Source organism: Thalassovita aquimarina (assembly GCF_018219815.1).
GTDB lineage: Bacteria > Pseudomonadota > Alphaproteobacteria > Rhodobacterales > Rhodobacteraceae > Thalassobius > Thalassobius aquimarinus.
The window spans coordinates 129,665-151,005 of sequence record NZ_JADMKU010000003.1; the positions used below are offsets into that span (position 1 = coordinate 129,665).

At 62.2% G+C, this 21,341-nt stretch carries 24 protein-coding genes; 17 read left to right on the forward strand and 7 right to left on the reverse strand.

Features of this window, described 5'->3' with window-relative positions; translation table 11 throughout:
- Nucleotides 1–22 precede the first annotated feature (22 nt).
- Nucleotides 23–1,270 (forward strand): threonine ammonia-lyase IlvA, encoded by a 1,248-nt coding sequence (gene ilvA / locus IT775_RS04810; protein ID WP_212699958.1) that lies wholly within the window; start codon nt 23–25, stop codon nt 1,268–1,270.
- Between the two features lie 10 nt (nt 1,271–1,280).
- Here the strand turns inward: ilvA and IT775_RS04815 are convergent, their stop codons facing one another.
- A complete protein-coding gene (locus tag IT775_RS04815) occupies nt 1,281–1,613 on the reverse strand; it encodes an Hpt domain-containing protein (RefSeq protein ID WP_212699959.1) in 333 nt (110 codons plus the stop codon).
- Between the two features lie 153 nt (nt 1,614–1,766).
- On the opposite strand from IT775_RS04815, the gene IT775_RS04820 reads away from it, so the two are divergent.
- Nucleotides 1,767–3,038, forward strand: a complete 1,272-nt coding sequence (locus tag IT775_RS04820; RefSeq protein ID WP_281414336.1) for a PP2C family protein-serine/threonine phosphatase — start codon at nt 1,767–1,769, stop codon at nt 3,036–3,038.
- On the opposite strand, the gene IT775_RS04825 is transcribed toward IT775_RS04820, so the two are convergent.
- Complete coding sequence (locus tag IT775_RS04825; protein WP_212699960.1) at nt 3,035–3,469, reverse strand: NUDIX hydrolase; 435 nt, start codon at nt 3,467–3,469, stop codon at nt 3,035–3,037. The two genes, IT775_RS04820 and IT775_RS04825, sit on opposite strands and share 4 nt — an antisense overlap.
- Nucleotides 3,470–3,545: 76 nt before the next feature.
- On the opposite strand from IT775_RS04825, the gene hslO reads away from it, so the two are divergent.
- The 6 genes from hslO (at nt 3,546) to IT775_RS04855 (ending at nt 10,008) form a co-directional block, all read left to right on the forward strand.
- Nucleotides 3,546–4,541, forward strand: a complete 996-nt coding sequence (gene hslO, locus IT775_RS04830; protein ID WP_212699961.1) for an Hsp33 family molecular chaperone HslO — start codon at nt 3,546–3,548, stop codon at nt 4,539–4,541.
- Complete coding sequence (locus IT775_RS04835) at nt 4,534–5,130, forward strand: CoA pyrophosphatase (RefSeq protein WP_246525337.1); 597 nt, start codon at nt 4,534–4,536, stop codon at nt 5,128–5,130. Before hslO ends, IT775_RS04835 begins: the two co-directional genes overlap by 8 nt.
- A complete protein-coding gene (locus tag IT775_RS04840) occupies nt 5,127–6,272 on the forward strand; it encodes a CCA tRNA nucleotidyltransferase (protein WP_212699962.1) in 1,146 nt (381 codons plus the stop codon). Before IT775_RS04835 ends, IT775_RS04840 begins: the two co-directional genes overlap by 4 nt.
- Before the next feature lie 63 nt (nt 6,273–6,335).
- Nucleotides 6,336–8,174 (forward strand): ABC transporter ATP-binding protein, encoded by a 1,839-nt coding sequence (locus IT775_RS04845; RefSeq protein ID WP_212699963.1) that lies wholly within the window; start codon nt 6,336–6,338, stop codon nt 8,172–8,174.
- Between the two features lie 38 nt (nt 8,175–8,212).
- A complete protein-coding gene (locus IT775_RS04850) occupies nt 8,213–9,436 on the forward strand; it encodes a class I SAM-dependent RNA methyltransferase (RefSeq protein WP_212699964.1) in 1,224 nt (407 codons plus the stop codon).
- A 71-nt stretch (nt 9,437–9,507) separates the two neighbouring features.
- Nucleotides 9,508–10,008 (forward strand): L,D-transpeptidase family protein, encoded by a 501-nt coding sequence (locus IT775_RS04855; RefSeq protein WP_246525338.1) that lies wholly within the window; start codon nt 9,508–9,510, stop codon nt 10,006–10,008.
- A 6-nt stretch (nt 10,009–10,014) separates the two neighbouring features.
- Here the strand turns inward: IT775_RS04855 and IT775_RS04860 are convergent, their stop codons facing one another.
- Together IT775_RS04860 and dalA are read right to left on the reverse strand one after the other, a co-directional pair.
- Nucleotides 10,015–11,031: a fatty acid desaturase gene (locus tag IT775_RS04860; protein WP_212699965.1), complete on the reverse strand. Its 1,017-nt coding sequence runs from the start codon at nt 11,029–11,031 to the stop codon at nt 10,015–10,017.
- 197 nt (nt 11,032–11,228) lie between these two features.
- Complete coding sequence (dalA, locus tag IT775_RS04865; protein WP_212699966.1) at nt 11,229–11,738, reverse strand: divisome-associated lipoprotein DalA; 510 nt, start codon at nt 11,736–11,738, stop codon at nt 11,229–11,231.
- Between the two features lie 168 nt (nt 11,739–11,906).
- On the opposite strand from dalA, the gene IT775_RS04870 reads away from it, so the two are divergent.
- Nucleotides 11,907–12,509, forward strand: a complete 603-nt coding sequence (locus IT775_RS04870) for a L,D-transpeptidase (RefSeq protein ID WP_212699967.1) — start codon at nt 11,907–11,909, stop codon at nt 12,507–12,509.
- A gap of 146 nt (nt 12,510–12,655) precedes the next feature.
- Nucleotides 12,656–12,838 carry a hypothetical protein gene (locus tag IT775_RS04875; RefSeq protein ID WP_212699968.1) on the forward strand — a complete coding sequence of 61 codons (183 nt, stop codon included), beginning with the start codon at nt 12,656–12,658 and terminating at the stop codon, nt 12,836–12,838.
- An 80-nt stretch (nt 12,839–12,918) separates the two neighbouring features.
- Here the strand turns inward: IT775_RS04875 and hemH are convergent, their stop codons facing one another.
- Together hemH and IT775_RS04885 are read right to left on the reverse strand one after the other, a co-directional pair.
- Nucleotides 12,919–13,983 carry a ferrochelatase gene (hemH, locus tag IT775_RS04880; RefSeq protein WP_212699969.1) on the reverse strand — a complete coding sequence of 355 codons (1,065 nt, stop codon included), beginning with the start codon at nt 13,981–13,983 and terminating at the stop codon, nt 12,919–12,921.
- A gap of 63 nt (nt 13,984–14,046) precedes the next feature.
- On the reverse strand, nt 14,047–14,868 hold the full coding sequence (locus IT775_RS04885) for a class I SAM-dependent methyltransferase (protein WP_212699970.1): 822 nt from the start codon (nt 14,866–14,868) through the stop codon (nt 14,047–14,049).
- 14 nt (nt 14,869–14,882) lie between these two features.
- Here IT775_RS04885 and IT775_RS04890 point away from each other — a divergent pair, with 14 nt between their 5' ends.
- Genes IT775_RS04890 through IT775_RS04905 form a run of 4 tightly spaced genes read left to right on the forward strand, consistent with a single transcriptional unit; the run spans nt 14,883 to nt 17,186 of the window.
- Nucleotides 14,883–15,614 carry a ComF family protein gene (locus IT775_RS04890; protein ID WP_212699971.1) on the forward strand — a complete coding sequence of 244 codons (732 nt, stop codon included), beginning with the start codon at nt 14,883–14,885 and terminating at the stop codon, nt 15,612–15,614.
- Between the two features lie 40 nt (nt 15,615–15,654).
- Nucleotides 15,655–15,912, forward strand: coding sequence for a glutaredoxin 3 (gene grxC, locus IT775_RS04895; protein WP_212699972.1), 258 nt, complete (start codon nt 15,655–15,657; stop codon nt 15,910–15,912).
- A 3-nt stretch (nt 15,913–15,915) separates the two neighbouring features.
- Nucleotides 15,916–16,749: a carbon-nitrogen hydrolase family protein gene (locus tag IT775_RS04900; protein WP_212699973.1), complete on the forward strand. Its 834-nt coding sequence runs from the start codon at nt 15,916–15,918 to the stop codon at nt 16,747–16,749.
- Nucleotides 16,746–17,186: a MarR family winged helix-turn-helix transcriptional regulator gene (locus IT775_RS04905; protein ID WP_212699974.1), complete on the forward strand. Its 441-nt coding sequence runs from the start codon at nt 16,746–16,748 to the stop codon at nt 17,184–17,186. Before IT775_RS04900 ends, IT775_RS04905 begins: the two co-directional genes overlap by 4 nt.
- Nucleotides 17,187–17,194: 8 nt before the next feature.
- Here IT775_RS04905 and ubiG read toward each other — a convergent pair whose 3' ends face one another.
- The gene (ubiG, locus tag IT775_RS04910; RefSeq protein WP_212699975.1) at nt 17,195–17,941 is read right to left on the reverse strand and encodes a bifunctional 2-polyprenyl-6-hydroxyphenol methylase/3-demethylubiquinol 3-O-methyltransferase UbiG; all 747 of its coding nucleotides are present in this window, start codon (nt 17,939–17,941) and stop codon (nt 17,195–17,197) included.
- 49 nt (nt 17,942–17,990) lie between these two features.
- Between ubiG and pip the strand changes: the two genes are divergently transcribed.
- The 3 genes from pip (at nt 17,991) to nusA (ending at nt 21,330) form a co-directional block, all read left to right on the forward strand.
- Complete coding sequence (gene pip, locus IT775_RS04915) at nt 17,991–18,974, forward strand: prolyl aminopeptidase (RefSeq protein ID WP_212699976.1); 984 nt, start codon at nt 17,991–17,993, stop codon at nt 18,972–18,974.
- A gap of 140 nt (nt 18,975–19,114) precedes the next feature.
- Nucleotides 19,115–19,702: a ribosome maturation factor RimP gene (rimP, locus tag IT775_RS04920; protein ID WP_212699977.1), complete on the forward strand. Its 588-nt coding sequence runs from the start codon at nt 19,115–19,117 to the stop codon at nt 19,700–19,702.
- A gap of 5 nt (nt 19,703–19,707) precedes the next feature.
- Nucleotides 19,708–21,330 carry a transcription termination factor NusA gene (gene nusA / locus IT775_RS04925; protein WP_212699978.1) on the forward strand — a complete coding sequence of 541 codons (1,623 nt, stop codon included), beginning with the start codon at nt 19,708–19,710 and terminating at the stop codon, nt 21,328–21,330.
- Nucleotides 21,331–21,341 lie beyond the last annotated feature (11 nt).

Below are 21,341 nucleotides of genomic sequence, written 5' to 3' on the forward strand. Positions count from 1 at the left end.
AGGATGATCCACTCAGGGTCTCATGAGCGATTTTCTGAAAAAGGCCCGGGTGGCCGAACAACAGATGCGGGCGCTGTTTCCGGCGACGCCGCTTTTGCGCAACGATCACCTGTCGGCCAAGTACGGCGCCGATATCTGGCTCAAGCGCGAAGACCTGAGCCCGGTGCGCAGCTACAAGATCCGCGGCGCGCTGAACGCGATGGGCAAGGTGTTGGCCGCCGATCCGTCGCGCGAGGTTTTCGTTTGCGCCAGCGCCGGCAACCATGCGCAGGGCGTGGCCTATGTCAGCCGCCATTTCGGCGTGAAGGGCGTGATTTTCATGCCTGTCACCACGCCGCAGCAGAAGATCGACAAGACCCGGATTTTCGGCGGCGACAATGTCGAAATTCGCATGGTCGGGGACTATTTCGACGACACGCTGGCGGCGGCGCAGGAATACTGCGCGGCTGAGGGCGGGCATTTCCTGTCGCCCTTCGACGATCTGGACGTGATCGAGGGGCAGGCGAGCGTGGCGGCGGAAATCACCGCGCAGCTGGGCCGCGATCCCGACATGGTGGTGCTGCCGGTAGGCGGCGGCGGTTTGTCGGCGGGGATCACCCGCTACATGGGCGAGGTGTCGCCCGATACCGCGCTGCGCTATGTCGAACCGGCGGGCGGGGCCAGTTTGCGCGCGGCCTTGCGCGACAAGCATCCGGTGAAGCTGAACAAGATCGACAGTTTCGTCGACGGCGCGGCGGTGGCGCAGATCGGCGGCTATCCGTTCGAAATCCTGGCCCATACCGATCCCGATCACGTGCTGGCCGCACCCGAGGACCGGATCTGTACCACGATCCTTGATATGCTGAATGTCGAAGGCATCGTTCTGGAACCGGCAGGCGCCCTGTCGGTCGACGCGCTGGCCGATCTGCGCGACGACATCCGGGGCAAAACTGTGGTCTGCGTCACGTCGGGGGGGAATTTCGATTTCGAACGGCTGCCCGAGGTCAAGGAACGCGCGCAGCGCTTTGCCGGGGTGAAGAAGTATTTCCTGCTGCGGCTGCCGCAACGCCCCGGAGCATTGAAGGAATTTCTGAACGTGCTGGGCCCGGATGACGATATCACCAGGTTCGAATACCTGAAGAAATCGGCGCGCAATTTCGGGTCGGTCCTGTTGGGCATCGAAACGTCGCGGCCGGAGAATTTCGAGGTGCTTTATACGCAGCTCGATGAAATCGGGATGACCTTCCAGGACATCACGGATGACGAGGTTCTGGCCGAATTCCTGGTCTAGACGGCAACATCTAGGCCGCGAATTTCTTTGGCAGGTCCTGGGTGAATTCCGCCAGCGAGCGGTCGTAGCAATCGAGGATCGCGGCGATGTCGATCCGGTCGCTGCGGCCATCCGCGGCCAGGCGTTCCCCGACATAGCATTTTTCCGAAAAGTTGGCGAAGCCGAGATTCATGGCGCTGCCCTTGAGAAAGTGAAGGTCGCTTTCCAGGTCGCTTGCATCGGGGCAGTTGCGCAGCTTTTCGATCACGCCGTGCACTTCGTCCAGGAAGAGTTCGAATACTTCTTCGAAATCTTCCGGGCCGATATCTTCGCGCAATTCGGCAATCCTGTTCCAGTCAATCATTTCAACCCCCTTGAAATCTCGAACATCATCGGCAGCGGGTCTTAAGAATTTCTGAGTCTGTACGCAGAGAACGGAAAATTAACTTGATTCACAGCTTTTTAAATCGAGAAGTGTAGGATCGTGGTTCAACTATTGGATGCAAAGGATGTAACCTTGTCCGCCTTTTCCCGGGCCAGAGACATACCGGCGACCGATGCAAAGACCTTGCGGGTGCTGGTTGTCGATGACAGTCAAATGGAACGGCGGCTTCTGACCTGCTTCCTGCAGGGCTGGGGATACAGCACGTCCGAGGCGGCATCGGCGGAAGAAGCCCTGACGATATGCAGTACCGATCCGCCCGACCTGATCTTGAGTGACTGGATGATGCCGGGGATGGATGGGCTGGAGTTTTGCAAGGCCTTCCGGGAACTGCCACAGGAAAACTACAGTTACTTCATTCTGTTGACCGCGAAGAACGAAAAGGGTGCGGTGGCGCGCGGGCTCGATACCGGGGCGGACGATTTCTTGCTCAAACCGGTGAGTTCACATGAATTGCGGGCCCGGATTTCGGCCGGAGCCCGGATCCTGAGCATGCAGCGCGAATTGTCGCGAAAGAACCGGTTGATTTCGAAGACGCTGAAGCGGCTGCGCCAGGCCCATGAAGAAATCGACAAGGACCTGATCCAGGCGCGCAAGATACAAGAATCGCTGTTGCCGGAACTGTCGCGCCGTTTCGGATCGTCGCGGGTCAGCTTGCTGCTCAGGCCCTGCGGTCATATCGGTGGCGACCTCGTGGGCATGTTTTCGCCCGACGAAACGATCGTCGGGTTCTATTGCATCGACGTGTCCGGCCACGGGATCACATCGGCGATGATGACCGCGCGGCTGGCCGGCAATCTGTCGAGCACCTATTTCGACCAGAACGTCGCGATGATCAAACGGTTCGAATCGCTTTACGCGATGCGTCCGCCAGCCGACGCGGTGCGAATACTGAACGAACGCGTGACCTCGGACACCGAGGTGGAGGAATATTTCACCATGCTTTACGGCGTGGCCGACCTCAGCAACGGCCATGTGCGGATCGTGCAGGCGGGCCATCCGCATCCGTTGCTGCTGCGCGCCGACGGGACGGTGGAATTCCTGGGTCAGGGCGGCGTGCCGGTGGGGCTGTTGCCCGGGCTTGACTACGAGGATTTCGAAACGGTGATGGAACCGGGCGACCGGCTTTTGTTCTATTCCGACGGCTTCACCGAATGCCACGTGGATGGCGGTGACATGCTGGGCGAGGAAGGGTTGATCCGGCTAGTGCGCGCCAGCGATGAACAGAAAAAGACCGGTCAGGATTTCCTCGATCACCTGTTCGAGCAACTGCAAGGCCTTTTGCAGCCGGGGCAGGATATCGAAGACGATATTTCCGCCACCCTGTTCGAATACAAGGTGACCTAGTCCAGTCGCGACAGGAAATGCCGGTCGCCCGGATTGCCAAGCGCATCGACGGCGGCGTCGAAGGGCATCCAGACCGCGCTGTGGCCGGGTTCGCTCGGCGCCCGCAATTGCCGCACCGGACGGGCGGCGTAGATGGTGCACAGCTTTTCCGCCCAGATGTCGTATTCTGGCATGAAGGTGAAGCGGCGGAACGCGCCCAGCCGCCGCGGCGCCGCGATCGACCAACCTGTTTCCTCGGACACTTCTCGATGCAGCGCGTGCAGCGGCGATTCGCCCTTGTCGATTCCGCCGCCGGGCAGCTGGAATTCCGGCCAGGGGTCGGCCTGATGGGTCAGCAACACCTGATTCCCCAGCATGAGAACCGCATAGGCCCCCGGCCGAAGCGTATAGCGCCGCCCGGTTTCGGGTGGGGTTCCGAAGCGTCTGATCATCGGGCTTTCCTTGGAGTGTTGCTTGCCGCGCCTATATTGAGGATGTATGCCAACGCCAAGCGCATAAGGGAACCCCATGACACTTGGATCGAAACTCGCCTGGGACGACACCGTTCTGCCGTTCCAGCTGGACAAAGCCGATATCCGCGGCCGCGTTGCGCGGCTCGACGGGGTATTGGGCAATATTCTGGAACAGCACGACTACCCGCCGGTGGTTGAAGCTCTGGTCGCCGAGATGGCGCTTCTGACCGCGCTGATCGGCCAGACGATCAAGCTGCGCTGGAAGCTGTCTCTGCAGGTGCAGTCGAAAGGTCCGGTGCGGATGATCGCCACCGATTACTACGGACCGACGAAAGAAGGCGAACCGGCCCGGATTCGCGCCTATGCCAGCTATGATGACGAGCGGCTGACCGACGGGACCCCGTTCGATCAGGTCGGCGAAGGCTATTTCGCGATCATGATCGACCAGGGCAAAGGCATGACGCCGTACCAGGGGCTGACGCCGCTGGCCGGCAAATCGCTGTCGGAATGTGCCGAAGCCTATTTCGCGCAGTCGGAACAGATCCCGACCCGGTTCGAGCTGAGTTTCGGCAAATCCACCCAGCCGGGTTCCGCCGAATCCTGGCGCGCCGGTGGCGTGATGATCCAGCACATGCCGAAAGCGTCACCCTTCGCCAAGGGCAGCGAGGCCACCGGTGAAAGCGGGCTTCTTCACGCACGCGACCTGGTGGATGACGAGGCCGAGGAAAACTGGAACCGGGCCAATATCCTGCTCGATTCGGTCGAGGAAATGGAACTGATCGGCCCGCATGTGACCGTGACCGACCTGTTGGTGCGTTTGTTTCACGAGGAACAGCCGCGGGTGTACGATGCGCAGCCGGTCCGGTTCGGCTGTACCTGTTCCGAAGACCGCGTGCGCCAGACCCTGTCGATCTATTCCGCCAAGGACATCCAGAAGATGACCACGGAAGATGGACGGGTCACCGCCGATTGCCAGTTCTGCGGCGCGCATTACGATCTTGATCCCGAAACGGTCGGGTTCGATGCGAAAAAGACGCCGGGCGATGCCTGATCCTCTCGATCCGGTGATGCGGGCGCTGGGCCGTCCCAGCACGTCGTCATCAGATTTCGACCTCAATCCCGAATTTGAGCTGCCCGAGGGGCGCAAGCTGCGCGCCGCCGGCGTGTTGGTCGGATTTGTCGAGCGTCATGACGGGATCAAGCTGATCCTGACCAAGCGGGCCTCGCATCTGAAACATCACCCGGGGCAGATCGCCTTTCCGGGGGGGAAGGTCGACGAGGGCGATGCCGACGTGACCGCCGCGGCACTGCGCGAGGCGCATGAAGAAGTCGGGCTGCATCCCGACATGGCGCAGGTTCTGGGTCATCTGCCGTCGCATGAAACCGTGACCAGTTTTCAGGTCACACCGGTTCTGGCCCGGGTCAGCCCGGAGTTTTCGCCCATCCCCGAACCGGGCGAGGTGGACGAAGTGTTCGAGGTGCCGCTCCATCACATCGCCAACCCGGCAAATTTCCAGATTCAGGCGCGCCGATGGCGTGGCCGGAAGCGGCACTATTTCACCGTTCCTTTCGGTCCCTACTATATCTGGGGCGCAACCGCCCGTATCCTGCGGGGGTTGGCGGATCGGATGGCGGAATGAAGATTGCGGATGCGTGGATAACCCAACCTGAAACACAGGCCGTTTGCCGCGCCCTGACCGAGGCCGGGTACAAGGCCTATTTCGTCGGCGGTTGCGTGCGCAACGCGCTGCTGCGGACCCCGGTCAGCGATCTGGACATTTCCACCGACGCGGTCCCGGAAAAGGTGATCGAACTGGCCCGCAACGCCGGGCTGAAGGCGATCCCCACCGGGATCGATCATGGCACGATCACGGTGGTTTCGGGTCACATTCCGCATGAAATCACCACTTTCCGCCGCGACGTGGAAACCGATGGCCGCCGCGCAGTGGTGGCGTTTTCCAGCCATATGATCGACGATGCGAAACGGCGCGATTTCACCATGAATGCGCTTTACGCCGATTCGGCTGGCAATATCTCCGATCCGCTGGGTGAAGGGATCGACGATCTGTCGGCACGCCGGGTCCGGTTCATCGAAGATCCCGAACTGCGCATCCGCGAAGATTACCTGCGCATCCTGCGGTTTTTCCGCTTCCACGCCTGGTACGGTGATTCGTTCGGCGGCCCGGATCCCGAGGCGCTGGCCGCGATCGCGGCGAATCTGGACGGGATAGAGACGCTTTCGCGCGAACGGATCGGTGCGGAGATGCGCAAATTGCTGGCCGCGCCGGAACCGGCGCCAGCGGTCGCCTCGATGCGGATGACCGGCACCTTGGCGCGGGTCCTTGAAGGGTCCGACGACCGGGCATTGGGGCCGCTGGTATCGATCGAGCATCATTTTCACATGGCGCACGATCCCATGCTGCGGCTGGCCTGTCTTGGCGGTGACGGCCACGGGCTGCGCCTGTCGAACGGGGAAAAAAAGCGGCTGCAGCTTTATCGCGATGGCATGGCATCGGTGACGGGCGCGGCGGAACTGGGGTATCGACACGGGGCCGAGGCCGCCATCGGCATCCTTGCGCTGCGCGCCGCGATGTTGGAACAGCCGTTGGCCGAATCCGAGGTCGCAGAGGCGAAATCGGCGGCCGGGCGCGAATTCCCGGTGAAAGCCGCTGACCTGATGCCCGATTATCAGGGGCCGGCTTTGGGCGCGCGGCTGAAACAGCTGGAGGCGGAGTGGATCGCTTCAGGTTTCACGTCGGGTAAGGACCAGTTGTTGGGCTGAGCCGCCCTTGTCCTTCGTTTCAGCGTGCTATCTCATGGCAGGCAGTTTGCCCGTGAGTTTGCCATGACAACCCGATTGATTGATCCTTTTCGCCCGTCCGACCGTCCGCCGCCGCAAAAACTTGCTGCTTTTATCCGCTGGGCGCTGGCCGATGCCTGGGGCGCGGTCGGGGTTGCTGCGGTGCTGTCCAGCGCCGCTGGCATGTTCGATGCCGGCACCGCCTACCTGCTGGGCAAGGTGATCGACAGCACGACGGGTGCCGCGCCGGAAGGTTACTTTTCTGGCTCCAACCTTGCCCTGATCGGCTTTGGCGTGGCGTTTTTCATCCTGATCCGGCCTGTTGTCTTCGGTCTGTCGGCGCTGGCCAACGGGGTGATCCTTGGTCCCAACGTGACGCCCTTGGTCCTGTCGCGCCTGCATCGCTGGACTCTGGGCCAGTCGGTGGAATTTTTCGACAATGATTTCGCCGGGCGGATCGCGCAGAAACAGATGCAGGCGGCCAATGCGCTGGCGCAGGTGACACTGGAATCGATCCATGTGGTGACCTTCGCCATGGCTTCGGTCATCGGGTCGGTGGTGCTGCTTCTGACCATCGATTTCCGCATCGCTTTGACCTTTTTAGGCTGGTTTAGTCTTTATATCCTGCTGATCCGCTGGTTCCTGCCGCGGGTGCGCAAACGCGCCGGCGCACGGGCGGGCGCGCGCGCAGCGGTGTCGGGGCAGGTGGTCGATACCATCACCAATATCAAGACGGTGAAGCTCTTCGCGCTGGCCGATCACGAAGACCGCGCCGCGTTGGGCGCGATGGACGTGTTCCGCGACAAGGCGCTGCAATTCGGGTGGCTGTCCACCGGGTTCCGGTTGTCGCTGATGTTCGTGGCCGGGCTGCTGCCGATCTTGCTGATCGGGGCGACGCTGTGGCTATGGTCGCTGGGGCAGGCGACGGCGGGGGACATCGTGGCCGCCGGCACCGTGTCGCTGCGGCTGTCGCAGATGACCGGCTGGTTCAGTTTTTCGCTGATGGGCATCTATGCCAGCCTCGGCGAGGTCGAGGATGGGATGAAAACGCTGACCCCGCGGGTGCGGCTGGAAAACGCGGCCGGTGCGGGGGATCTGCGGGTGGAACAGGGCGAGATCGCGCTGCGCGATGTCAGTTTCGCCTATGGCCGCGAAATCGGCGGGGTCAGCGATGTCGACCTGGTGGTGCGCCCCGGCGAAAAGCTGGGCATCGTCGGCGCCTCGGGGGCGGGGAAATCGACGCTGGTGGCGCTGCTGCTGCGGCTTTACGACCCCGAGGAAGGGCATCTGGAAATCGACGGCCAAGACCTGCGCAGCGTCACGCAGGAAAGCCTGCGCCAACAGATTGGCATGGTCACGCAGGAAACCGCGATGTTCAACCGGTCGGCGCGCGACAACATCCTGTATGGCCGCCCCGATGCCAGCGAGGCCGAAATGATCGCGGCGGCGCAAAAGGCCGAGGCGCATGATTTCATCCTGACCCTGCGCGATCACGAGGGGCGCGAGGGATACGCGGCCTACCTTGGCGAACGCGGGGTGAAACTGTCGGGCGGGCAACGCCAGCGCATCGCCTTGGCCCGCGCGATCCTGAAGGACGCGCCGATTCTGGTGTTGGACGAAGCGACCAGCGCCTTGGACAGCGAGGTGGAGGCGGCGATCCAGACCGCGCTGGAACGGGTGATGGAGGGCAAGACCGTGCTGGCCATCGCCCACCGCCTGTCGACGATTTCGCAGATGGACCGGATCATCGTGCTGGATCAGGGCCGTATCGTGGAACAGGGAACCCATGACGAATTGCTGGTACTGGGCGGGCTGTACGCGCGCTACTGGGAACGGCAATCGGGCGGGTTCATCGGGTCGGATGCGGCGGAAGCGGCCGAATAGGGCTTCCGAAGCGGGCATTCGCGCGCTATTGGGCGCGCATGAGCGAATTCACCATCATACGACTGGGCCATCAGGGCGATGGCATCGCCGAGGGGCCGGTTTTCGCCCCGATGACCCTGCCGGGCGAGGTCGTCAGCGGAACGCTGGACGGCAACCGTTTGCGCGATTTGCGGATCGTGACGCCGTCCGGTGATCGCGTCGCCGCCCCCTGTCGCCATTACAAGAGCTGCGGCGGCTGCCAGTTGCAGCACGCCTCGGACACGTTCGTGGCCGACTGGAAGCTGGGTGTGGTGCGCCAGGCGCTGGCGGCGCAGGGGTTGGAAGCCGAATTCCGCCCCATCGTGACATCGGCCCCGAAAACCCGCCGCCGGGCGAGCCTGTCGGTCAAGCGCACCAAGAAGGGTGCGATGGCCGGGTTCCACGCGCGCGGGTCGGACGTGATCATTCAGATCCCCGATTGCCAGCTGCTGAATCCCAACCTGATGGCGGCGATCCCGGTGGCCGAAAAGCTGGCCACGATCGGTGGCAGCCGGAAGGGCGAACTGAGCGTCCTGGTCACCCTGTCCGAGGTGGGGCTCGATATCGCGGTGAGCGGCGGCAAGGAACTGGACGAGCCTCTGCGGCTGGCGCTTTCGGCCGAAACAGAGACGCATAAGCTGGCGCGGCTGGCCTGGGATGGCGAAGTGATCGGCCAGCGCGAACCGCCCGTTCAACGCTTCGGCAAGGCGCTTGTCGCGCCGCCGCCGGGCGCCTTCATGCAGGCCACGCCGGATGGCGAAGCCGCCCTGCTGGCCGCCGTGCGCGAAATCGTTGGGAATGCGGCGCAGGTGGCGGACCTGTTCGCCGGTTGCGGCACCTTCGCGCTGCCCTTGGCCGAACGGGCCGAGGTGCACGCGGTCGAGGGCGAGGCGGCGATGGTTGCGGCGCTTGACCTGGGATGGCGCCGGGCCGAGGGGCTAAAGAAGGTCACGCACGAGGCGCGCGACCTGTTCCGCCGCCCCTTGATGCCCGACGAGCTGCGCAAATTCGACGCCGTGGTGATCGATCCGCCGCGCGCCGGGGCCGAGGCGCAGGTCAGGGAACTGGCCGGCTCCGAGGTGCCCAAGATCGCCTTCGTGTCCTGCAATCCGGTCACCTTCGCGCGCGACGCCCGGATCCTGACCGAGGCGGGGTATGATTTGCAGTGGGTGCAGGTGGTGGATCAGTTCCGCTGGTCCGCCCATGTCGAACTTGTCGCGTATTTTACCGGGAAAGACGTCTGAGAACTCGATAACCGCTCCTCATTTCGGCGGATATGCTGTATAAATTAGCAAAAAAATAAAACGAGGCAGGCATGAAGCGGTTTCTGAAACTGTTGACGATGGGATTTGTCCTGTGCGCCGTGGCGGCGTGCAGTTCTAAGTTCAGATCCTATCAGGGTGCAGAAGTCACCGGCGTGGTCGTTCAGAAGGAAAAGCGCCTGTTGCACCTGATGCACGAAGACAAGGCGCTGAAAAGCTACCAGATCGGGCTGGGCAATGAACCTGTCGGCCAAAAGACCCGGCTCGGCGACGGCAAGACGCCCGAAGGCACCTATCGGATCAATCGCCGCAATCCCAACAGTCGCTTCCATCTGTCCTTGGGGATTTCCTATCCCGATGCCTCTGCCTGGCGGCTTGCCCGGGAAGCGGGCAACGATCCCGGCGGTGATATTTTCATCCACGGGCAGGGACGGGATTACGATCCGACGAAGGGCCGCGACTGGACCGCCGGATGCATTGCCGTGACTGACCGCGAGATCGAGCAGATCTATGCGATGGTCAAGGACGGCACGCCGATTACGATCTATCCCTGACGCCGGTCAGAGGTCGACCTGGGCATTCGCGGGGTGCCGCACGGGGGGCTTGGGAAACGGTACCATGCGGCAGGTTTCTTCGTCCCAGAGTTTCCAGCGCAGACATCCGAGCCCTTCGAGAAAACCGATCCGGACCGATCTGAAATGCGGCGACAGTTCCCGGTGGCAGCGTTTCAGGTTGTAGCAGGGGATATTGGCGTTCAGGTGGTGCAGGTCGTGATAGGCGATGTTGGCGGTGCACAGGTCGAAGAACCATCCGAAATCCAGCACCGCCGAGCCCTGCATCGCCGCGGTTTCGAAATCCAGATCGGGTTTGCGGCTCCAGTACACGGTTTCGAAATTATGCTGAACGTAAGGAATGATCACGCCGCAGGAGGTGCCGATCACCACCGACCCCAGCCAGACCAGCAGCGCGATCGGGCCGAAGCCAAGATAAAGCGCGGCCAGAACACCGGCCACCATAATATCATGCACGATCACGTCGCCGATACCGGAAGCGCGCGCATTGCGCGGCCAGCGGTACATCACGGCATAAAGCAGCGTCGGCCCGATGATGAACAGCACGAAAAAGCTGCGATAGATCCGATAGCCAAGCCTGCGCCACCACGGCGCAGCCTGATATTCGGCAACCGTCATGACGTAGATTTCGGTCGCGTCGCGCCGGTCGAGGTCGCCGATATGGGCGTGATGCAGATTGTGGTTATAGCGCGTCGCCTTGTAGGGCGTCAGCGTGAAGGGCGACAGGAAAGATCCGACAAGGTCGTTGATCCGGCGGGTGGTGAAAAACGAACCGTGGCCGCAATCGTGCTGCAGCATGTAAAGCCGTACCGCAGCGGTTCCGTTCACGCACATCAAGGGCAGGGCCAGCGGCCAGTACTGCGTTTTCGCCAGCAGGATCGCGGCGATCAGAGCCGCGATGTAGATGGCAAGCGTGACAACGACATTGACCGTGGCGATGGTGTTGTTGCGGTCGGTATATGCCCGGGTCAATTGCCTCAGGCTCGGCCCTTGACCGTTCCCCATTCCGATCTTTCCCTGTCCGTCTTTCGTCGTCGCGCCTGTTCCGGCAGCATTTTGAAAAAGGGTGCATGCTGACGGGCGGTGCACAAGTCCAAATTGCGGCATCCGCGCGATGGGGCCGGTCGAGTGTGGAGAACGCGCCACGCCGTGCGGCGGGGACGGCGTGGTTCGGGGTCAGGGATGGTTTCGCGACGGGCTGCTCAGCCGCCCATCACCAGGGTCCACCAGATCTTGCCATTGGGTTCCTGGTGCCAGGCAAATCCCATTCCGGTCGCCTTGGGATCGAGGATGACCCGGCGGGTGTCGGTCTGATCCATCCAGGCGCCGAGGGTTTCGATTTCGGTTTCATAGGTTTCCGAAATCGTTTCGCCGCGGAACTCTCCTGCGTATCCGACCCGCTTGACCCGATCCATCGGCGACGATCCATCGGATCCGAAATGCCACGGCCGGTTCTGCACCGACATGTCGCGGGCATGGGTGGCGGAGGCGGCGTTGAGCTGCGCGTTCAGTTCGACCGGAGCGGAGCCGGCGGCCTGGCGCAGGGCGTTGACCGAATCCAGCATCCTGTACTGGATTGCCGAGGTGTCGCCGGCCCGGATCCGATAGAGCTTTGGCAGTGGTTTGCCATCAGGGCCCACTGCCGGGTTCGAATCGACACAGGCCGAAAGCGACAAGACGGAGATGAGGACAAGACCGATAAGACGCAGCATTTCTTTCACCACACAAGGAAATCTGGAAAAGTCCTATATCGCCATGCGTTGCGATTCAAACCCACATAAGCGTGAGTTGACCTATTGACGGGTGTTTGATTTGCGACTGAGGCTTTCGCGCCATAATATGCGCGCTGTTGCGGCATATGCGGCGAGTGGAGACTATCGATGACTGAAGATCGCGTGAACAAGTTGAATCGGCGGGGATTCCTGGCAGGAACGGCGGCGCTTATTGGCAGCCCGGTCCTGGCCCAGGACGTTGACGGTGCGGACAGCGTCGAAGTGGAAAAGGACGTCTCCGCCACGGTGCGCCACAATATCTCAAGTTTCCGTTCGATGGACTGGCAGCCCTATTTCAGCAGCCTGAAAAACGGTGCGATCCTGGTCGATATCGACTCGCGGGCGCTGCATTTCTGGTCCGAGGATGGCGAGACTTACAAACTATACCCTTCCAGCGTGCCGCTGACCGACGAATTGACCCGCCGGGGACGCACCCGGGTGGTGCGCAAGGTCGTAGGGCCGGAATGGCGGCCGACGCCGTCGATGAAGAAACGCAATCCGGAATGGCCCGATTTCATCCCGGCAGGGCCGGAAAATCCGCTTGGCACCCACGCGCTTTACCTCAGCTGGACCTACTACCGCATTCACGGCACGCACGACACGCGCAAGATCGGCAGGCGGTCCTCCAACGGCTGCATCGGGCTCTACAACGAACACATTTCCGAACTTTACGGGCTGACAAAGGTCGGTACGCAAGTGTTGCTTATTTGACGCCAAACCGGCGAACTGAGCGGAATCTGGGTCAACTAGTATTTGCAATCTGGCGGATTTGCTTGTTAGAAAATAAAACAAGGCATGTCTTAGGTGCTTAGTGCCATAAATTGATGCGCGCTAAGCAATTAATTGGAGAGAATATCATGAAAAAACTCGTTCTGGCCGCTACTCTGTCCGTTGCCGCTTCGACCGCATTCGCCGGCAGCATGGCTGAGCCCGTCATGGAACCGGCCGTCATCGTCGAAGAAGCCGCAAGCTCGTCGAACGCTGGCATCATCGTGCCGCTGGTTCTGCTGGCGGTCGTTGCCGCAGTCGCAGCCAACTAAGCGATCTTCGCGATACGAATTGGAAAGGCGGTGGATTTCCACCGCCTTTTTCTTTTTCCGGGCATGCCGCTGACTGACGGTCAGTCGAGCCAGCCCTTGAGGTTTTCCTCGACCAGTTCGGCCAGCGCCTGCATGTGCATCGGATCGGCATTCAGGCAGGGGATGTAGGTAAATTTCTCGCCGCCCGCATGTTCGAAACTTTCGCGTATCTCTTCGTTGATTTCTTCCAGCGTTTCGATGCAATCGGCGGAAAAGGCCGGCGCGATCACCGCGATATGTTTCTTGCCTTCCTCGGCGGCCTGGCGGGCGACTTCCTCGACCGTGTAGGGGCGCAGCCATTCCTCGGTTCCGAACACAGATTGGAAGCTGGTGATGATCTGGGTGTCGTCCCAGCCCAGGCGTTCCTTCAAGAGCCGCGTGTTTTTCTGGCATTTGCAGTGATAGGGATCGCCCTGCGTCAGGTAGCGCTTGGGCATGCCGTGATAGGACACGACCAGCAGTTCGGGCTTTGATTCGGCGGCGGCGTAGGATTTTTCCACCGATTGCGCCAGGGCCTCGATATAGGTGGGGTGTTCGAAATAGTCCGGCACGGTGCGCGCGGCGGGCTGATAGGGTTCCTTCATCAGCGCGCGGAAGAACTGATCGTTGGCGGTGGCGGTGGTGGCGCCGGCATATTGTGGATACAGCGGGAAGAACAGGATCTTGGTGCATCCCGCTTCGACCATCGCGCGGACCTTGGATTCGGTCGACGGGTTACCGTAGCGCATGCAGAAATCGACCATCACGTCGTCGCCGTAGCGATCCGCCATCAGGTCGGCCAGCGCGGCGGTCTGTTCCTTGGTGATGGTAAGCAGCGGGCTTTCGTTCTTTTCTTTGTTCCAGATCGACCGGTAGGCCGCGCCCGACGTGAAGGGCCGCTTGGACAGGATGATCAGCTGCAGCAGCGGCTGCCACTTCCAGGCCGGAAAATCGATCACCCGCTTGTCGGACAGGAATTCGCTCAGGTACCGACGCATCGACCAGTAATCGGTCGCGTCAGGCGTGCCCAGATTGGCCAGCAGAACGCCAACCTTTTGCGCCGCGATCTTGGGGTGATCGGTCGGGGCGTGGGCAGGGCGTGTGGCGTTCTTCAAAGCATCCGGCATCTTGGGTCCCTTCATTGGTTCCTGAGTGGCGTTGAGCAGGAGATAACCGGTTGCCGCCGCAGGTCAATCCGGCAGACGCGTTTCGCGGGTTCCCAATGCCTCGGCGAGACGAGCGGTCGCACTTCCGGGGCGTAAGGGCTGCGGCTGGCTGGGATCGGGGGCCCAGCCGGTAAGGAAAATCAGTTCGAACGTGGCGGCGACGCGGTTTTCGTCGTCGGCATGGTGGGTTTGGTAAATCTCGGCCGCCCTGTGCAGCACCGACGGTCGGGTCGGGCGGCGCAACCGGCCTTCGAGCGCGTTGACCTCGCCCATCGCGCGCAGATCGCGCATCAGGTGGAACGGGGTCTGGTAACTGACATTGAGCGCCAGATTGTCGGCCACCGGCAGGGTCAGTCCGGCGCGTTGCAGCAGGGCGCCCAGATCGCGGATTTCCGCCATCGGTAGTACCCGCGGCGACAATCCGCCGCTGATCGCGATTTCGGCTTCGGCCAGCGCGCTGCGCAGCTGCGACAGGGTCTGACCGCCGAACATTGCGGCAAGGAAGAACCCGTCGGGGGCCAGCGCGCGGCGGCTCTGGATAATCTGGCCGACCGGGTCGTTGGCCCAATGCAGCGCCATTGCGTGGATCACCAGGTCATGCGCGCCCGGTTCCAGCGCCAGGACCTCGTCATCGGGCACCACGGTCGCATCGGGCAGGACACCCGACCAGAAATCGGGGAAGCCGGTCACGATGGCCGGTTTCGTAAATGTCCTGTTAATCATGGCCAGCCGATCCTGAAGCTCCTCGGCGGCGGTTTCATGCAGGAACAGGGCCGGATCGCGCTGGGCGCGGGTCCGGTTGCGTTGCAGCGCATGGCGATCGGTCAGGCGAGGGGCATCGGTCATGAGGCGTAAATAGAATGGCTTGGCAGAAGATTCAAACCGCGTTGCGGGTGATCTATCCGCCGCGCTGCCTGAATTGCGGCGACATGGTTGAAAGCGCCTTCGGCCTGTGCGGCCCCTGTCGCCGCGACACGCCGTTCATCGGCGGGCTGACCTGCGAAGCCTGCGGCGCGCCGCTGCCGGGCGAGGCGGGCGGTGATGCGGTGCTGTGCGACGATTGCCTGAGGGTCCCGCGCCCGTGGGCGCGGGGGCGGGCGGCGCTGCTGTATCAGGACAACGGCCGCAAGCTGGTGCTGGCGCTGAAACATGGCGACAGGCACGATATCGTCCGTCCCGCGGCGCAATGGATGCTGGCGGCGGCGGGCCCGATCCTGACCCGCGACATGCTGGTCGCGCCGGTGCCGCTGCATTGGCTGCGGCTGGCGCGGCGGCGGTTCAATCAATCGGCGCTTCTGGCCGAACGGGTGGCGCAACTGGCGGGGTACGAGTACTGCCCCGACCTGTTGCAGCGTTACCGGGCGACCCGATCGACCAAGGGGCAGGGGGTGGAGGAACGCTTCGCGACGATGCAGCGGGCGATCCGTGCCCACCCCCGCAACGCAGGGCGAATCGCCGGCCGGCATGTTTTGCTGATCGATGACGTGATGACCACCGGCGCCACTTTATCCGCCACGGCCGAGGCCTGCCTTGCGGCAAATGCAACGCAGGTTTCCGTGCTGCTACTGGCGCGTGTTGCCAAGTCTTCCTAAATAACAGACAACTCAACGGCCAGTTTCAGGAAAGACAAACATGCCCAAGATCGAAATCTACTCCTCGCCGCTGTGCGGTTTCTGCCACGCGGCCAAGCGGTTGCTGAACGAAAAGGGCGTCGAATTCACCGAATTCAACGTGCTGACCAACCCGGCGCTGAAGCCGCAGATGATCGAACGCGCCAATGGCAGCCGTACCGTGCCGCAGATTTTCATCGGCGAACGCCATGTCGGTGGTTGCGATGAACTTTATGCCCTGGAACGCACCGGCCAGCTCGATCCGCTGCTGGCGGGCTGATCGATGACCCGCGCCGCGCTTTTGCAGCTGAACGCCTCGGACGATCCGGAGGTTAACCTGCCCATCACCCGCGCCTTCCTGCGCGAGGCGGCGGAGGGCGGGGCGGATTTCGTTCTGACCCCCGAGGTGACCAATTGCCTGTCGTCCAGCCGCGGCCGGCAGCGCGAGGTGCTGCAGCGGCAGGAAAACGACATCACGCTTGCGGCGCTGCGGTCGGATGCGAAGGAACTGGGCATCTGGCTGCTGATCGGGTCGCTAGGGCTGAAGACCGACGACCCGGACGGACGGTTTGCCAACCGGTCCTTCATGATCGATCCGGCGGGCGACATCGCGGGCTGGTACGACAAGATCCACATGTTCGATGTTCAGGTTTCCGATGCCGAGACCTACCGCGAATCGGATGGCTATCGTCCTGGCAACCGCGCGGTCTGCGTGCCGACACCATTCGGAACGGTGGGCATGACCGTCTGCTACGACGTGCGCTTTCCCCATCTTCACCGGGCACTGGCACAGGCGGGCGCGACGATCCTGACGGTGCCGGCGGCGTTTTCGCAGGTGACCGGCGAAGCGCATTGGCATGCGCTGATGCGCGCCCGGGCGATCGAAAACGGGTGCTACGTGCTGGCCCCGGCACAGACCGGCAGCCATGACACCCATCGCGGGCAGCCGCGCCGGACCTTCGGGCATTCGCTGGCGGTAGCACCCTGGGGCGAGGTTCTGGTTGATGCCGGAACAGAGGCTTGCGTCACATTCGTTGATCTTGATACCAAGGCTGTCATAGATGCGCGCCGGAAGGTTCCGTCGCTGACCCATGACCGAAAGTTTGACGGCCCTTGAGTGACGACACAAATCCCCTTGCCATCGCGCTGTTCAGCGAACTGTTGACCGCCGACCAGCTGGTGCGCAACCGGCTGTCGAAAGTGCTGCCCAAGGGGATGGAAATTTCGCATTTTTCCGTGCTGAACCAATTGGCGCGGGCGGGCGATGAACGCACCCCTGCGCAACTGGCCAAGAGCTTCCACGTCACCCGTGGCGCGATGACCAACACGCTGTCGAAACTGGAATGGGCCGGTTACGTCCATATCCGCCCCGACTGGGACGATGCGCGGCGCAAGCTGGTGGCGATCAGCCCGGCCGGACGGCAGGCGCGCGACGCGGCTCTGGCGGCGATTTCGCCGATGATTTCCGAACTGGTTGGCGAGCTGGGCGAAGGCAAGGTGCGCGCCGCCCTGCCGATCCTGCGTGAACTGCGGGTCAAGCTGGAAGAGGATTGAGACGGTCGTCAGCCCGGCTTCACGCTGGCGGTGACGTAATTCACGCTCAGGTCGCGATCCGACAGCGACCATTGCCAGCTGATCGGGTTGAACACGAATCCCTTGCGGTCGACCGGTTCCAGCCCGGCCTTGGCGATCAGGTCGTAAAGTTCGTCCGGGGTGATGAATTTCGACCATTCATGGGTACCCTTGGGCAGCCACCGCATCACGAATTCAGCGCCCACGATGGCCACCGCGAAGCTCTTGGCATTGCGGTTGATGGTCGAACAGATCATCAGCCCGCCGGGTTTCAGCAATTGCTGGCAGGCGGTCATGTAGGCCATCGGATCGGCCACGTGTTCCACAACTTCCATGTTCAGCACCACATCGAACCTTTCGCCCGCAGCGGCTAGCGCCTCGGCGGTCACGTTGCGGTAGTCGATGTCGAGACCGGATTGCTGCGCATGGACCTGCGCCACCGGGATATTGCCCGCCGCCGCGTCGGCGCCCACCACCGTCGCGCCAAGACGCGCCATCGGTTCCGACAAAAGCCCGCCGCCGCAGCCGATATCCAGCAGCCGCAGCCCTTCGAACGGACGGTCCTGCGACAGATCGCGCCCGAATTCGCCCGCGATCTGTTGTGTGATATAATCCAATCGGCAGGGGTTGAGCATATGCAGCGGCTTGAACTTGCCCTTGGGATTCCACCATTCCGCGGCCATCGCTTCGAACTTTGCGACCTCGGACGGGTCGACGGTTGTCTGAGCGGTTTGCATTCTGCTCTCCATATGCTCTTTTGGGTCTGCGCCACTATATAGGACGATCATGGACAAATACTCGGGCCAAAAAAGCGCAGTTCATTACCTGCACCCGCCGGTCGACCCGTTCGATCAGCGTATGCTCGACGTGGGCGACGGTCACAAGATTTATCTGGAACAGTCGGGCAATCCCGAGGGCGTGCCGGTGGTGGTGTTCCATGGCGGTCCGGGCGGCGGTTGCAGCCCGGCGATGCGGCGCTATTTCGATCCGCGCGTCTATCGCATCGTGCTGTTCGATCAGCGCGGCTGCGGCCGGTCGATCCCGCATGCGAGCGTCGAAAACAACACCACCTGGCACCTGGTCCGCGATATCGAACTGATTCGTCAGGAGCTGGAGATCGATCGCTGGTACGTTTTCGGTGGCAGTTGGGGCGCGACGCTGGCGCTGATCTATGCCCAGGCGCATCCCGAAACGGTCAAGGGGCTGATCCTGCGCGGCGTGTTCCTCGCCACGAAGTCCGAGCTCGACTGGTTCTATGGCGGCGGTGCCGGCAAGTTCTGGCCGGAAACCTGGGCGCGGTTTGCCGACCTGATCCCGGAAGAGGAACAAGGCGACATGATCGCGGCCTATCACAAGCGGTTGTTTTCCGGCCACCTGCCGACCGAAACCAAATACGCCAAGGCCTGGGCGCAATGGGAAAACGCGCTGGCCTCGGTCTATTCCACCGGTCATGGCGGCGACAGCCCGGGTGATTACGCCCGCGCCTTCGCGCGGCTGGAAAACCACTATTTCACCAACGCGGCCTTTCTGGAACGCGACGGGCAGATCCTGCAGGACATGCACCGGATCATCCATATCCCCGGCGTGATCGTGCAGGGCCGCTACGACATGATCTGCCCGCCGACATCGGCCTGGGCACTGGCCAAGCGCTGGCCCAATGCCGACCTGAAGATGATCCGCAACGCCGGCCATGCGCTGTCGGAACCGGGGATCAGCGCCGAACTGGTCCGGGTGATGGATCAGATCGCCGAAGAGGGCGGGCTGGGCTGACGCTGGCGAAGATCAGCAATCCCCTTGCAACTGAGGCCGAACCGGCCTATATCCCCTCTCAACAGCGGCGCGTCGGACCTCTGACGCTCCACCGGGAAAGATCGACGGGCCGCGCGCCCGTTTTTTTGTGTTTGGATGATATGACCAACGACTTGATAGCCAAAGCCGCGATGGACCGTCGCCTCGCCGAAATCATCACCCCCGTGATCGAAGACATGGGGTTCGAGCTGGTGCGCCTGCGGTTGATGAGCGGCAAGACCGACACGTTGCAGATCATGGCCGAACGCCCCGAGGGCGGTATCGAGGTCGACGATTGCGCCAGGATTTCCACCGCGGTTTCCGCCGTGCTGGATGTCGAGGATCCGATCATGGATCAATACATGCTGGAGGTGTCCAGCCCCGGTATCGACCGGCCGCTGACCCGGCTGAAGGATTTCGAGACCTTCGAGGGCTACGAAGCCAAGATCGAAACCACCGAGCTGATCGACGGCCGCCGCCGCTTCAAGGGCGTTCTGGCCGGGGTTGAGGGCGACGAAGTCCTGATCAACATCGATCAGAACGGCGAAGAGGTTACCGTGGGTCTGAATTTCGACTGGCTGAGCGACGCCAAGCTGGTTCTGACCGACGACCTGATCAAGGAAATGCTCAAGGCGCGCAAGGCCGACGGCACCCTGAACGAAGACGCATTTGACGAGATTGAAACCGAATCCGGTTCCCAGGAGGACTGAAGACAATGGCAATCACCTCTGCAAACCAGCTGGAGCTGTTGCAAACCGCCGAAGCCGTGGCTCGCGAAAAGATGATCGACCCCTCGCTGGTCGTGGAAGCGATGGAAGAATCGCTCGCCCGTGCGGCGAAGTCGCGTTACGGCGCGGAAATGGACATCCGCGTGTCGATCGACCGCAAGACCGGCAAGGCCACCTTCACCCGCGTCCGCACCGTGGTCGAGGATGAGGAACTGGAAAACTACCAGGCCGAAATGACCGTCGATCAGGCGCGCCAATACATGTCGGAACCGAAAGTGGGCGACACGTTCGTCGAGGAAGTGCCCCCGGTCGAACTGGGCCGGATCGCGGCGCAATCGGCCAAGCAGGTGATCCTGCAGAAGGTGCGCGAAGCCGAGCGCGACCGCCAGTACGAAGAATTCAAGGATCGCCAGGGCACCATCATCAACGGTGTGGTCAAGCGCGAAGAATACGGCAACGTCATCGTCGACGTGGGCCGGGGCGAAGCGATCCTGCGCCGCAACGAAAAGATCGGCCGCGAAAGCTATCGCCCGAACGACCGCGTGCGCTGCTACATCAAGGATGTGCGCCGCGAAACCCGCGGGCCGCAGATCTTCCTGTCGCGCACCGCGCCGGAATTCATGGCCGAGCTGTTCAAGATGGAAGTGCCGGAAATCTATGACGGCATCATCGAGATCAAGGCCGTGGCCCGCGATCCCGGATCGCGCGCCAAGATCGCCGTGGTGTCCTATGACAACTCGATCGACCCCGTCGGTGCCTGCGTCGGTATGCGCGGCAGCCGGGTTCAGGCCGTGGTGAACGAACTGCAGGGTGAAAAGATCGACATCATCCCCTGGAACGAAGACGTGCCGACCTTCCTGGTCAACGCGCTGCAGCCGGCGGAAGTGTCCAAGGTTGTTCTGGACGAGGTCGCCGAACGGATCGAAGTCGTGGTGCCCGACGAACAGCTGAGCCTGGCCATCGGCCGGCGCGGTCAGAACGTGCGCCTGGCGTCGCAGCTGACCAACCTGGATATCGACATCATGACCGAATCGGATGAATCGGCGCGTCGTCAGAAGGAATTCGAAGAACGCACCCAGCTCTTCGTCAACACTCTGGACGTCGACGAATTCTTCGCCCAGCTTCTGGTCTCCGAGGGCTTCACCAACCTCGAAGAAGTCGCCTATGTCGAAATGGATGAACTTCTGGTCATCGACGGGGTGGACGAGGACACCGCCAGCGAATTGCAGGCGCGGGCCCGCGATCACCTCGAGGCGCAGGCGCGTGCGGCCATTGAAAAGGCCCGCGAACTGGGCGTCGAGGACAGCCTGTTTGACTTTGAGGGTCTGACACCCCAAATGATTCAGGCGCTGGCCGAAGATGGCGTGAAGACGCTGGAAGACTTCGCCACCTGCGCCGACTGGGAACTGGCCGGCGGCTGGACCTCGGTTGATGGCGAGCGGGTCAAGGATGACGGTCTTCTGGAACCGTTCGACGTGTCGTTGGAAGAAGCGCAGAGCCTTATCATGAACGCCCGCATCCTGCTGGGTTGGGTCGATCCCGCCGAACTGGAGACCGAGGAAGCGGTCGAAGAAGGCGAAGAAGACAACGCAGAGGAGGCCGAGGCCTGATTGCAGGGCCT

Bases quoted from the DNA above. Each gene is read 5' to 3' on its own strand.
- IT775_RS04870 (WP_212699967.1), top strand. From the start codon at position 11,907: ATGACTGAAGATCGCGTGAACAAGTTGAATCGGCGGGGATTCCTGGCA.
- IT775_RS04815 (WP_212699959.1), bottom strand. From the start codon at position 1,613: ATGATTGACTGGAACAGGATTGCCGAATTGCGCGAAGATATCGGCCCG.
- IT775_RS04835 (WP_246525337.1), top strand. From the start codon at position 4,534: ATGCCTGATCCTCTCGATCCGGTGATGCGGGCGCTGGGCCGTCCCAGC.
- hslO (WP_212699961.1), top strand. From the start codon at position 3,546: ATGACACTTGGATCGAAACTCGCCTGGGACGACACCGTTCTGCCGTTC.
- IT775_RS04900 (WP_212699973.1), top strand. From the start codon at position 15,916: ATGACCCGCGCCGCGCTTTTGCAGCTGAACGCCTCGGACGATCCGGAG.
- IT775_RS04860 (WP_212699965.1), bottom strand. From the start codon at position 11,031: ATGGGGAACGGTCAAGGGCCGAGCCTGAGGCAATTGACCCGGGCATAT.
- IT775_RS04825 (WP_212699960.1), bottom strand. From the start codon at position 3,469: ATGATCAGACGCTTCGGAACCCCACCCGAAACCGGGCGGCGCTATACG.
- rimP (WP_212699977.1), top strand. From the start codon at position 19,115: ATGACCAACGACTTGATAGCCAAAGCCGCGATGGACCGTCGCCTCGCC.
- pip (WP_212699976.1), top strand. From the start codon at position 17,991: ATGGACAAATACTCGGGCCAAAAAAGCGCAGTTCATTACCTGCACCCG.
- IT775_RS04885 (WP_212699970.1), bottom strand. From the start codon at position 14,868: ATGACCGATGCCCCTCGCCTGACCGATCGCCATGCGCTGCAACGCAAC.
- nusA (WP_212699978.1), top strand. From the start codon at position 19,708: ATGGCAATCACCTCTGCAAACCAGCTGGAGCTGTTGCAAACCGCCGAA.
- IT775_RS04890 (WP_212699971.1), top strand. From the start codon at position 14,883: ATGGCTTGGCAGAAGATTCAAACCGCGTTGCGGGTGATCTATCCGCCG.
- IT775_RS04875 (WP_212699968.1), top strand. From the start codon at position 12,656: ATGAAAAAACTCGTTCTGGCCGCTACTCTGTCCGTTGCCGCTTCGACC.
- IT775_RS04855 (WP_246525338.1), top strand. From the start codon at position 9,508: ATGAAGCGGTTTCTGAAACTGTTGACGATGGGATTTGTCCTGTGCGCC.
- dalA (WP_212699966.1), bottom strand. From the start codon at position 11,738: ATGCTGCGTCTTATCGGTCTTGTCCTCATCTCCGTCTTGTCGCTTTCG.
- ubiG (WP_212699975.1), bottom strand. From the start codon at position 17,941: ATGCAAACCGCTCAGACAACCGTCGACCCGTCCGAGGTCGCAAAGTTC.
- IT775_RS04845 (WP_212699963.1), top strand. From the start codon at position 6,336: ATGACAACCCGATTGATTGATCCTTTTCGCCCGTCCGACCGTCCGCCG.
- hemH (WP_212699969.1), bottom strand. From the start codon at position 13,983: ATGCCGGATGCTTTGAAGAACGCCACACGCCCTGCCCACGCCCCGACC.
- grxC (WP_212699972.1), top strand. From the start codon at position 15,655: ATGCCCAAGATCGAAATCTACTCCTCGCCGCTGTGCGGTTTCTGCCAC.
- IT775_RS04840 (WP_212699962.1), top strand. From the start codon at position 5,127: ATGAAGATTGCGGATGCGTGGATAACCCAACCTGAAACACAGGCCGTT.
- ilvA (WP_212699958.1), top strand. From the start codon at position 23: ATGAGCGATTTTCTGAAAAAGGCCCGGGTGGCCGAACAACAGATGCGG.
- IT775_RS04850 (WP_212699964.1), top strand. From the start codon at position 8,213: ATGAGCGAATTCACCATCATACGACTGGGCCATCAGGGCGATGGCATC.